Below are 11,101 nucleotides of genomic sequence, written 5' to 3'. Positions count from 1 at the left end.
GTTAGGTTTTATATAATCTTCGTGATTTTGTCTCATTCCTTCTGATTCATCTCTAGTTCATGTTTTTCCTGTTCTGTTTCTGTCTCCTTGCTCTCTGCTTGTTTTTTCCAGTACTTGACTTCTTGCTGAAGCCGGTATAACTTATACATGCCAATGCTTCCAACAATAAGTGCTCCCATGACGACAGCGCCAAGAACTACTAAAATAAGCGGCCATTCTGCTGTGCCGAACAAGTAATTAACTTCTACTGCCTCCACATTAATTACTGCAAAAACAGCAATGACTAATGCCGCTAACAGGGCTAGTATTAAAAGTGTTTGTCCACGCATAACATTCCCCTTTCCATTTAACTGCTTTCATAAGGATTAATATGAATAAATACGTCTTTAATGTATTCATTCTGCAGCAGTTTTTCTTTCACTGCTTTTCCAATCGCGTGGCCTTCTTGGACGGTAATGGCTGGGTCTACCGCAACTTTAATGTCAACAATAACATAATGGCCATGCTCTCTAGCAAAAAATTCATCAATTTGAATAACGCCGTCCACTGTTTCCACTTGCGTGCGCATCTCCGCGGTATCTTCTGCATGCAATACATGATCTAGTGCGTTATGAATCGACTCTTTCCCCATTTTCCAAGCCATACGCATAATTAAAATCGCAACAAACAAGCCGGCAGCTAAATCTCCATAAAGAAGCCAAGCAATATCTGTCTTGCCTCCTAAAATAGAGGCGCCGATACCAAGCAAAGCTGCCAATGACGAAAAAACATCAGAACGATGGTGCCAAGCATCTGTTAAGAGCGCTTCACTTTTATATTTTGTTCCAAGAAAATGCTTATAGCGAAACATCGCTTCTTTTAATACAACCGAAAAAATAACAGCGTACAAAGCAGCCATTTTAGGAACACTCACCGGTTCCCCCGCATCTTTTAAGGAATCAAGACCAATTTCAAATCCAACAATAAACAAAAGGACAGCAACGATAATTGCAGTTACTGTCTCCGCTTTTCCATGGCCATATGGATGGTCTTTATCTGGCGGAAGCTTCGCAGCTCGTACACCTATAAATACTGCCACAGAACCAGCTACATCAGAAGCAGAGTGCACTGCGTCAGCTATCAGCGCCCGGCTGTTAGCGAGCCATCCGACAATTCCTTTTAACAGCGCCAGGAAAATATTACCAAAAATTCCGATAAAAGCACCCAGCCTTACCATTCGATAGCGCCGTTCTTCATAACTTTCCATGTCTCCACCACCAACACCGAATATCATATACTGTTCATTATACCAATAAAAAAGCCATGGTATGTACCATGACTTAAGCAGACTATACTTCCGGCTCCAAATCTTCTGGTTCTTCTTTGTTTGGCTTGTTTTTCTCACGTACAATACTCTTCCACTTCCAAACAGTCCACAACTGAGCAGCCAAAAATAGAGAAGAATATGTACCAGCCACAAGCCCTACAACAAGCGCAAACGCAAAGGAGCGGATCGCTTCACCGCCAAATATAAAAATACAAAGAGCTGCAAACACAACTGTCAATACCGTATTGATGGAGCGTGTTAACGTTTGATTTAAACTAAGGTCGACAACAGCCGCCAATTCATCAAATGTCTTGATATCCTCTGTATGCCGCATGTTTTCCCGAATGCGGTCAAACGTCACAATCGTATCATTGATGGAATACCCGACAATCGTTAATACAGCCGCAATAAACGGCACGTTTACTTCAAATTGTACAATAGAAAACACGACGATAATGAAAAACGCATCATGCAGTAAAGCAACGATGGAAGCAACGCCATACAAAAATTGAAATCGAATGCTTACATAAATAATGATACCGACAGCGGCAATCAATACAGAGATCAATGCATTCTTTGCCAGCTCTTGACCAACTTGAGGAGAGACTGTACTCACACTCGGTTCATTACCATACGTATCCACAAAGTGAGTTTGTATATCGGCAATCTCATCTTGGCTTAATGTCCCAATAAAACTGGCATATGCGATTTCGCTATTATCACCAGCCAGTGTAACGTCATCTGGCTCGTAGCCATCACCAGCTTGAGCAAAATGATTATACACCTCATCCTCTGTTAGTGTTCCATCAGCCAGCACTTCTACTTTCGAGCCACTTTTAAAATCAATGCCTAAGTTCAACCCTGCCGTTGAAAGTAAAATGATGCCGGCAAGTGTAAACACGAGTGAAAACCAAAAGAACTTTTTACGGTGTTTGACAAAGGCATATTTATTTTTCGTATTAAAGTTCACTGATTTCACTCTCCTTCACACCAAAAACACGGGGCTTCTTATTAAATATTCTGCTTTTCACCCACAAGCCTAACAGAAGCCTTGAACCATATACCGCCGTTAAAAAGCTCGTCAAAATACTAACGATAAGCATCACAGCAAAACCTTGGACGGAACTTGTTCCGTAATAAAACAGAATCCCTGCTGCTAGAATCGTCGTGATATTGGCGTCGACAATCGTAGAAAGAGACCGTCTGGCACCGGACTTAAAAGCAGACATAATGGAGCGGCCGGCTCTTATTTCTTCTTTAATCCGTTCATATGTAATAATGTTAGCGTCCACTGCCATACCAACTCCTAATATAAGCGCCGCAATACCAGGCAGTGTTAACACACCTTCCATCCAATTAAAAATCGTCAGCACAATATAAATATAAGCACCCAGCGTAACCGCTGCAATCGCACCCATAAAGCGGTAGAAGACAACCATGTATGCTAAAATCAGACCAATTCCAATAAACCCGGCAAAAATAGTCTTCTCCATCGCGTCTTCACCTAAGGAAGCACCTACAGCATTAGAATATATTTCTTCTAACTCGACAGGGAGCGATCCAGAATTAAGCACTTCTGCTAGAAACTCTGCTTCTTCTAATTCAAAGTTCCCCTCAATTTGGATATTTTTATGATAGAGGGGTTCATTTACGGTTGGTGCTGATAAATATTTAGGATCTTCCTTTTGTACTTCTTCACGGAACGAGTCACCTTCTTCATAATCAAGCCATATGACGAGGCGGTTATTTGGAGGAGAGTATTGATTAATGATTTGTTGTGTCACATCACCAAATGCATCACCATCTTTAAACTCTACGGTAACAACCGGCTGGTTTGTTTGATCAAAGCCGACACCAGCTCCGTTTTCCTCCAAGTCCTCACCAGAAAGATACTCATTGTCTTCTACATCTCGAAAACTTAAATCCGCTTCTGTCGCAAGCAGTTCACGGGCTGTCTGCTGATCATCTACTCCAGCCAGCTGGACGCGAATTCGGTCTTCTCCTTCAATGGATATATTGGGCTCTGATACCCCGAGCACGTTCACCCGCTGATTCAAGGCACTGACCGTCGCCTGCAAGGTTTCGTCGGTTACTTCCTGTCCTTCACTAGGGTGCACTTCATATAAAATTTCAAAGCCGCCCTGTAAATCTAAACCTAAGTTAATCCCTTTCGCAGTATTCATCACTGTTTGTGAAATTAATCCACCTAACAGGATGACAATCACAAAAAATAATCCAATTCTCCACTTTTTAACCATTTATGTTTTTCATCCTCCTTCGGCCCTTCCCTGTGCCGTTCAAAAAAAGAAAGGAAGAACGGGCGGTAGCACACCGTTCTGCCAAGGTTTGCAGCAAGCCTTATAAACGAATGGGTATGTATGAGTATAAAAATAAACTCATTTACACTCAATCTATGACTATATGAACTCGTAAAAAACTGATTTCCAAGCCATACCAATTATACTGATGGCTTGTTTTTTATGTCAAATGACGTTTCGATGAAGAGTGATTGTCGATATCATCAATCAATGCATGTAAATCTGACGTGTCACTGCTTGATTCTTTATACGACTGAATCGTCAACCGGTTCATGTACTCACTCAAACGTAGCGTTAAAATCATATTGATGACTACATGAAAACGAACATAATCTTTTTTCTTGCGCAGCTTTTCTACAACACAATCCCAGACTGCCTCTTCATCGGCGTGGTGATATCCAAGCAAATGAAATTCTTCGACTTTGCTTTTTAGTGCCGGCCAAGCATCTTCTTTCCAAACATCAAATTGTTGATTACTCATCATATACTCCCTCCATTTATTGAAAAAGGTGTCATGCTTGTCCACAGAAACAGCATATACATTTCTAGAAAGACCTTTCATAGACAAGAGTTCGACAACCAGTCCCTCAACAAAAACAGTACAGCTTTATCGATTTTTTCATACCATCAGAAACCTGAATAAATGTGGCGGAGGCGAAAGGATGAAACAAACCTTTATTCAAGGAACACTGATTTTAATTATTGCCGGTTTGATTACTCGCATACTCGGATTTATCAATAGAATTGTTACAGCAAAAATACTAGGAGCGGAAGGTGTAGGACTTTATATGATGGCCTTTCCCACGCTTCTGCTTATTATTACTTTAACACAATTAGGACTTCCTGTTGCTATTTCAAAATTGATTGCCGAAGCAGAAATTCATCACGACACACAAAAAATGAAACGAGTTCTTGTTGTCTCCCTTTGTGTAACCGGGACGCTGAGTATTTTATTTACCGCTGCATTAATGAGTGCATCGCCTTTATTCGCTGCTTATTTTTTAACGGATGAGCGAGCCTTATATCCGCTTATCGCTATTACTCCCATTATTCCAATAGTAGCTGTCTCAGCTGTTTTAAGAGGATACTTTCAAGGACGCCAGAATATGAAACCTACCGCAATATCTCAAGTAATTGAACAAGCTGTTCGAATATCTCTCGTTGCTGTTTGTACAAAAGCATTACTTCCATATGGACTAGAGTTTGCTGCAGCTGGAGCCATGCTTTCCGTTGTTGCTGGTGAGCTGGCGTCTTTATTATTCATGATGAAGTGTTTCAAGAACAATAAACCATTAAAAGTAAGAAGCCACTTTTTAGGAGCCTTAAAAGAGGGAAAAACTACCTTTCAGCAGCTTATGAATATTTCGCTGCCTGCTACCGGCAGCCGTATGATTGGATCAATCTCATTGTTTCTAGAACCTATTATCATTGCACAAAGCCTTGCTTTAGCCGGCGTGGCCACAGCAGTGGCCACTGCCCAATATGGGGAATTAAGCGGGTTTGTTATTCCTTTGCTGCTGCTGCCGACATTTATTACTTATTCTTTTTCTGTCACTCTCGTTCCTAATGTCAGTGAAGCAGCCGCCAACAATAATTATAAAGTCATCCAAAATCGGCTTCGCCAAACGTTGCGTACAGCGCTGCTAGCAGGGGTTTTTTCATCGATGTTCTTATATGTTTTCGCCGAATTAATAATGACTGTCATGTACGACGCCCCCCACGCTGCATATTATATTAAAATTTTAGCCCCCTTTAGCATCTTTTTATATTTGCAAGGACCGCTGCAAGCCGTATTACAAGGACTCGATTTAGCAAAATCTGCGATGGTGAATACACTGGTGGGCGCTATTATTAAAATGGCTGCACTGTTTGTGCTAACTTCTCAGCCGGAACTTGGCATTAAAGGTGCTGCTTTAGCCATTGCTCTTAACATGATGCTCGTGACACTTCTGCACCTTTACGTTGTTTCCAAAGCAGTTGGGTTTATTTTTGAAGGTGTATACGGATTCATTGTTTTACTCACATCTTTTGCTTCCGTTTCCACAGCGTATTGGATGATTCAGCACTATTTTTCCAATCAAACGATTCTTGTTCAATCAATGACGGCTGCCGTACTGTCAGCTGGTTTGTATCTTCTGTTGCTGCTTGCCACTGGATTAATAAAATGGAACCAGCTGAAACGGCTCGTTCCTAAAACGTAGAGGCATATTTATTCATCTTTCATATCAATGTATAATATGCCATTTTCCTGCATCACACAGTAAGAAACAGCCTTTGTGCTCTCAATACCTGCTTTTCGAAGCTCACGTCTCAACCAAAGTTCATCTTTTCCCACACGTTGAAGCTGTTCATTTTGTACAACACCATCGATAATTAAGGGGACCGGGTACGAATATTCCTGGTCCTCTTCGTTTGATTCTTTTTCAAATACGGACAAGTCTCCAGATGGTTCTAGAATAGCAAACTCCACATCGGAGATATCTTTCACATCTTTTTCCCGTATTTGCATAAGCAGGTCATCAAAATTATAACGTTGTTTTTTCATTTCTTTTTCATCTATCTTTCCATTGCTAATCAAAACAGTCGGCTTTCCATCAATAATGTGACGCAGTTTTGGACTTTTTAACGATAAATAAGCCAAAAGAATTTGAATGACAGCAAGAGCTGTTATCGGTGCAAAAGATTCTAAAACAGGGATACTGACATTTTCAATCGATGTTACAGCCAATTCTGCTATCATAATTGATACAACAAAATCAAGCACCGATAATTCTTTGATTTCCCGCTTTCCCATCACTCGCAAAATAACTAACAAAAACAAATATACGAGGAGAGTGCGCAGTAAAACAGTTGTTACCTCCACAGTTTTACACCTTCTTGTCTCGCTTCGTCTCCTCTATTATTTCCTGTTTACGGAATGAACATGTACGTATTAATAAAACATTAAATACCTTGCGTACACGTAAATTGTCGAAACAATAAGTGAAAGTAAAGCTGTTGGTGCTCCAATTTTAAAAAAGTCAAAATAGCTAAACCCATGTCCTTGTTTCGTCGCAAGCCCCGCAACAATAACGTTAGCTGTCGCCCCGATAAGCGTAGCATTTCCGCCCAGACAAGCGCCTAACGCAAGCGCCCACCATACTGGAGTTAAATCTCCCATACCATACCCTTCTAGTTCTAAGATGACTGGTATCATAGCAGCAACAAACGGAATGTTGTCGACAAACCCTGACACAATACCAGAAACCCATAGAAGAGATAAGGAGGTTTTTGTCATGTCCCCTTCGGTCATAAAAATAATGCCCCGTGCTAGTTCTTCGAGCAGTCCTGTTTCCTCTAATCCTCCGACAAGCATAAATAAACCTGCAAAAAAGAAGATGGTGGTCCATTCCATTTGTTTGAATATAGCTTCTGGATCAGCCTCCTTTTGCGTTAAGAACATTAAAAAAAGGGCACCGCCCATCGCTATAGCTGTTAGTTCAACCTTCAAAAATGGCTGCAGTAAAAAAGCAGCAATCGTCAGTAATAAAACGCCGGCACTTTTTAGTAAAAGCGGCTTGCTTGTAATATAATGAACCGCCTGCACTTTCATTAACTCCTCGCGGGCTGTTTTTGTCTCTGTTTGTTTCAAAACATTGCGGTAATAAACAGCTAAGCCGGCCATTGTTAAGAGAAGAATCAGGATAGACGGGGGGCCTAAATGCAGTAAAAAATCGTTAAATGATAGACTCTTTGCCGCCTGTCCAATCATTAAATTAGGAGGGTCGCCAATTAACGTTGCCGTTCCCCCTATATTGGATGATACGATAATTGCCATCAAAAACGGTATCACTCGTAAATGCAGCATGCCAGTTAACGTAAATACCACAGGAGTTATTAACAGAACTGTCGTTACATTATTTAAAAAGGCAGAACCTGCTGCAGTTAACACGGACAGCAAAACTAATAACGGCAATGGCTTCCCCTTTACAAGCTGAGCTGTTTTCACAGCAGCAAATTGAAACATGCCGCTTTGTGAACTAATAGATACGATAATCATCATCGACAATAATAATGCAATCGTGTGCCAGTCAATATATCGAAAAAATACTAACTCAAGATTGAGCACCCCTCCTACTACCATCAATAATCCGCCGGCACATGCTACGAGCGCCCGATCACCTTTTTCTGTGATAAGAAAAAAGTAGCTGAAAATAAAGATAAGAAGTGCAATGCCAACATCTTCCACGCAAGCAACCACCTTTTTTACACATTTGTACTAGCTTATGTGTGGCAAATACACTTTTGAACTGCTATTTTGCTGTACCTGAAAAAATTTCTGTTCCAACCCGCTTCTATTTCTGCCTCTTGTCCATATATTTTTAGAGAAGAATAAAAAAGGGGGAGAACGATGCAGCGTTCTGGACGTATACAAGCTATAGGAGCGGGCATGGCTGTTATTATTTGTTTGTTAATTGCTTGCGCTTTCATATTTTCCGTATTATTTCGCTTCACTACTGTCTCGGAAGACACCATGCAATGGCTGTTATATATCTTAGCCATTATCAGTTTTGGTATCGGAGGGATTATTGCCGGGATCAAATCGAAGGAAAAAGGGTTAATAACCGGGGTGATAACAGCAGGAGCCGTTATTTGCTTGATTGTACTGTTTCAATACCTTGGCTATGACAGCTCCATTACCAGCTCACAAGTGATTCTATTTGCTAGCTTCCTGATTTCCTCAGCCGTTGGAGCAGCAATTGGTGTAAATTCTGTTTCGTAACGCTTTTAGTCAAATCAAAGCTGTCCACATCAAACAAAACTAGGGTGAATATGTTCTCTTTTTCTGTCTTCTTCATTTTCGTGGAACCAAAAAAGGGCTGTTCTTAAAAGTCATTCGTATAACAACTTTTAAGACAGCCCTTCCCCTTGTGCATACACAAGTATCCTATGTAAATGAGAACGTGTTAGTCCTCATTAACTACTTCGCGCACAGAATTGCGGTCGAACGTTAGTTTTTGGTTGTTCTCCACCAATATAACAATTTTGTTCTCATCCAGCGCATCAATGGTGCCGTGCAAACCCCCTATCGTAATAATACGATCTCCTTTTTGCAAATTCGCATGCATTTCACGAATTTGCTTTTGCCGCTTTTGCTGCGGTCTGATCAGCAAAAAGTAGAAAATGGCAAACATGAGTACAAGCATGATAATAGCTTCCATGAATATTTCCCTCCCTTCCTAGCCTTACCCTGTAACACTATATTTAAAGAAAACACTTCATTTCATCAAAAATTTTTAGCATTTTCTTTATTAAAGCCGTACTGTTCAAAAAATTCTTCTCTAAAATCCAGCAGCCTGTCTTCTAAAATGGCTTTCCGCACTCGCTGCATCAACGTCAATAAGAAATGCAGGTTGTGATAAGAGGTCAGCCGGAATCCAAACGTCTCATTACATTTCACTAGATGGCGAATGTAAGCACGCGAATAATTTCGGCACGCATAGCAGTCACAATGCTCATCAATCGGCTTAAAATCACGAGCGTATTTTGCATTGCGTACGACCAAACGTCCATTTGTTGTCATGCACGTACCATTTCTTGCAATGCGCGTTGGAAGCACACAGTCAAACATATCAATGCCTCGTATTGCCCCATCTATTAAAGAGTCGGCTGATCCAACCCCCATTAAATATCTCGGCTTATCTTTTGGTAAAAGCGGAGTCGTAAATTCAAGCACACGATTCATGACATCTTTTGGCTCTCCAACAGACAACCCGCCTACAGCATAACCCGGAAAGTCAAGGGAAATCAAATCATTTGCTGATTGTTTCCTTAAATCTTCATATTCTCCACCTTGTACAATACCAAATAAAGCTTGTTCATTTGGCCGCTGATGTGCTTCTAAACAGCGTTCTGCCCACCGGGATGTACGTTCGACCGAAGCTTTCATGTAGTCTCGGCCGGCAGGATATGGAGGACATTCATCAAAAGCCATCATAATGTCAGGTCCCAGAGCGTTTTGTATCTGCATGGCTTTTTCTGGCGACAAGAATAATTTTTCTCCACTTATATGGTTTCTAAAATGAACGCCTTCTTCCTTGATATCACGCAGCTTGCTCAGACTAAATACTTGATAGCCTCCAGAGTCCGTTAAAATAGGCCGGTCCCAATTCATAAACGTATGCAGACCACCTGCTTCAGAGATAATATCTTCTCCAGGACGAAGCCACAAGTGATATGTATTGCTAAGAATAATCTGAGCATTCATGTCTTTTAATTCGTTTGGGCTCAATGTTTTGACTGTTGCTAATGTGCCAACAGGCATAAAAATCGGCGTGTCAATACTGCCGTGGGGAGTGTGGATTTTCCCAAGCCGCGCTCCAGATTGCTGGCATGTCTTAATTAGTTCATAGCTTATTGCTGCCATGTTTGACGACTTCCTTTCATAATAAACATCGCATCTCCAAAACTAAAAAAGCGATAACGCTGCCGCACCGCCTCTTCATACGCCGATAACAAAAAGTCTGTTCCAGCCAATGCACTCACAAGCATAACAAGTGTTGATTTCGGCAGATGAAAATTAGTAAGGAGTGCATCGATGCCATAAAATGTATATCCAGGGTAAATAAATATATCGGTCCAGCCAGATTCCTTTTTAAAATATCCACCATGCTTTTTAGCAATCGTCTCTAACGTTCTTAGAGACGTTGTCCCAACCGCTACAACTTTATTGCCGTTTTCTTTTGTTTCGTTTAAAAGGTTCGCTGTTCCTTCTGTCATTTGATAAAATTCTGCATGCATCTGATGATCCTCTACCGTTTCTGCTGAAACCGGGCGAAATGTACCCAATCCTACATGTAATGTTATTGTTGTAACATGTACGCCTTTTTCTTTGATGTTCTCTAGCAGTTCTTCGGTAAAATGCAGCCCTGCTGTCGGTGCCGCTGCTGATCCGTCATGCTTTGCATACACTGTTTGATAACGATCTTTATCTGCCAGCTTCTCCTTGATATATGGCGGCAGCGGCATCTCGCCGAGCTCTTCCAAAATTTCTAAAAAGACGCCGCTGTATTTAAAGCGAAGCATTCGACCGCCGTGCTCTAATATGCTTGTGCATTCCGCTTTTAATTTGCCACCGCCAAAAGAAAGTACGGTTCCTGGCTTCACGCGCTTCGCCGGCTTGATTAATGTTTCCCATTCGTCATTACGTTCTTGATTCAAAAGCAGCACTTCCACTTGCCCGCCTGTTTCTTTTTCTCCAAACAAACGAGCCGGCAATACTCTTGTGTCATTTAAAACAAGACAATCGCCTTCATTTAAATATTGTACAATATCTGGAAACATTTCATGTTTAAACACTTCTACATCAGGGTCTAGTACCATTAACCGTGAGGCATCTCTTCTTTGTAATGGTGTTTGCGCAATCAATTCTTCTGGTAACGTAAAATTGAAATCTTCAACATTCATGTATACAACCTCTTTTCTCCAAACAACAAAC

General features: G+C 41.1%; 12 protein-coding genes. 2 read left to right on the top strand and 10 right to left on the bottom strand.

What is annotated here, in order from left to right; genetic code table 11:
* Window positions 1–32: 32 nt before the first annotated feature.
* The 5 genes from BLT18_RS07770 to BLT18_RS07750 all read right to left on the bottom strand — a co-directional run bounded on the left by BLT18_RS07770 (window position 33) and on the right by BLT18_RS07750 (window position 4,105).
* Complete coding sequence (locus BLT18_RS07770; RefSeq protein ID WP_091272754.1) at window positions 33–329, bottom strand: LapA family protein; 297 nt, start codon at window positions 327–329, stop codon at window positions 33–35.
* Between the two features lie 17 nt (window positions 330–346).
* Window positions 347–1,246 (bottom strand): cation diffusion facilitator family transporter, encoded by a 900-nt coding sequence (locus BLT18_RS07765; protein WP_091272753.1) that lies wholly within the window; start codon window positions 1,244–1,246, stop codon window positions 347–349.
* Between the two features lie 82 nt (window positions 1,247–1,328).
* Entirely contained in the window at window positions 1,329–2,276 is a 948-nt protein-coding gene (gene secF / locus BLT18_RS07760) for a protein translocase subunit SecF (protein WP_091272751.1), read from the bottom strand.
* Window positions 2,266–3,564 (bottom strand): protein translocase subunit SecD, encoded by a 1,299-nt coding sequence (gene secD / locus BLT18_RS07755; protein ID WP_091272749.1) that lies wholly within the window; start codon window positions 3,562–3,564, stop codon window positions 2,266–2,268. Before secD ends, secF begins: the two co-directional genes overlap by 11 nt.
* Window positions 3,565–3,784: 220 nt before the next feature.
* Window positions 3,785–4,105 (bottom strand): post-transcriptional regulator, encoded by a 321-nt coding sequence (locus BLT18_RS07750; protein WP_245705207.1) that lies wholly within the window; start codon window positions 4,103–4,105, stop codon window positions 3,785–3,787.
* A gap of 181 nt (window positions 4,106–4,286) precedes the next feature.
* Here BLT18_RS07750 and spoVB point away from each other — a divergent pair, with 181 nt between their 5' ends.
* Entirely contained in the window at window positions 4,287–5,825 is a 1,539-nt protein-coding gene (gene spoVB, locus BLT18_RS07745) for a stage V sporulation protein B (protein ID WP_091272746.1), read from the top strand.
* A gap of 8 nt (window positions 5,826–5,833) precedes the next feature.
* On the opposite strand, the gene BLT18_RS07740 is transcribed toward spoVB, so the two are convergent.
* Both BLT18_RS07740 and BLT18_RS07735 read right to left on the bottom strand, forming a co-directional pair.
* Window positions 5,834–6,487, bottom strand: coding sequence for a DUF421 domain-containing protein (locus tag BLT18_RS07740; RefSeq protein ID WP_091272745.1), 654 nt, complete (start codon window positions 6,485–6,487; stop codon window positions 5,834–5,836).
* A gap of 69 nt (window positions 6,488–6,556) precedes the next feature.
* Window positions 6,557–7,852, bottom strand: coding sequence for an ArsB/NhaD family transporter (locus tag BLT18_RS07735; protein WP_091272743.1), 1,296 nt, complete (start codon window positions 7,850–7,852; stop codon window positions 6,557–6,559).
* 162 nt (window positions 7,853–8,014) lie between these two features.
* Between BLT18_RS07735 and BLT18_RS07730 the strand changes: the two genes are divergently transcribed.
* Window positions 8,015–8,386, top strand: coding sequence for a TIGR04086 family membrane protein (locus BLT18_RS07730; RefSeq protein ID WP_091272741.1), 372 nt, complete (start codon window positions 8,015–8,017; stop codon window positions 8,384–8,386).
* 184 nt (window positions 8,387–8,570) lie between these two features.
* On the opposite strand, the gene yajC is transcribed toward BLT18_RS07730, so the two are convergent.
* The 3 genes from yajC to queA form a co-directional block, all read right to left on the bottom strand.
* Window positions 8,571–8,825, bottom strand: coding sequence for a preprotein translocase subunit YajC (gene yajC / locus BLT18_RS07725; RefSeq protein ID WP_091272740.1), 255 nt, complete (start codon window positions 8,823–8,825; stop codon window positions 8,571–8,573).
* Window positions 8,826–8,890: 65 nt separating this feature from the next.
* Complete coding sequence (gene tgt, locus BLT18_RS07720; RefSeq protein ID WP_091272738.1) at window positions 8,891–10,030, bottom strand: tRNA guanosine(34) transglycosylase Tgt; 1,140 nt, start codon at window positions 10,028–10,030, stop codon at window positions 8,891–8,893.
* The gene (queA, locus tag BLT18_RS07715; RefSeq protein WP_091272736.1) at window positions 10,018–11,070 is read right to left on the bottom strand and encodes a tRNA preQ1(34) S-adenosylmethionine ribosyltransferase-isomerase QueA; all 1,053 of its coding nucleotides are present in this window, start codon (window positions 11,068–11,070) and stop codon (window positions 10,018–10,020) included. The genes tgt and queA overlap by 13 nt, the downstream gene beginning before the upstream one ends.
* Window positions 11,071–11,101: the final 31 nt, after the last annotated feature.

Source organism: Alteribacillus persepolensis, assembly GCF_900099605.1.
Classification (GTDB): domain Bacteria; phylum Bacillota; class Bacilli; order Bacillales; family Marinococcaceae; genus Alteribacillus; species Alteribacillus persepolensis.
Note: the sequence above shows the minus strand (reverse complement) of the source record. Positions and strands in the feature narration are given on the sequence as shown.

Excerpts from the sequence above, each read along its gene's own strand:
- BLT18_RS07765 (WP_091272753.1), bottom strand. The coding sequence starts at position 1,246 with ATGGAAAGTTATGAAGAACGGCGCTATCGAATGGTAAGGCTGGGTGCT.
- tgt (WP_091272738.1), bottom strand. The coding sequence starts at position 10,030 with ATGGCAGCAATAAGCTATGAACTAATTAAGACATGCCAGCAATCTGGA.
- BLT18_RS07770 (WP_091272754.1), bottom strand. The coding sequence starts at position 329 with ATGCGTGGACAAACACTTTTAATACTAGCCCTGTTAGCGGCATTAGTC.
- BLT18_RS07730 (WP_091272741.1), top strand. The coding sequence starts at position 8,015 with ATGCAGCGTTCTGGACGTATACAAGCTATAGGAGCGGGCATGGCTGTT.
- BLT18_RS07750 (WP_245705207.1), bottom strand. The coding sequence starts at position 4,105 with ATGAGTAATCAACAATTTGATGTTTGGAAAGAAGATGCTTGGCCGGCA.
- yajC (WP_091272740.1), bottom strand. The coding sequence starts at position 8,825 with ATGGAAGCTATTATCATGCTTGTACTCATGTTTGCCATTTTCTACTTT.
- queA (WP_091272736.1), bottom strand. The coding sequence starts at position 11,070 with ATGAATGTTGAAGATTTCAATTTTACGTTACCAGAAGAATTGATTGCG.
- spoVB (WP_091272746.1), top strand. The coding sequence starts at position 4,287 with ATGAAACAAACCTTTATTCAAGGAACACTGATTTTAATTATTGCCGGT.
- secD (WP_091272749.1), bottom strand. The coding sequence starts at position 3,564 with ATGGTTAAAAAGTGGAGAATTGGATTATTTTTTGTGATTGTCATCCTG.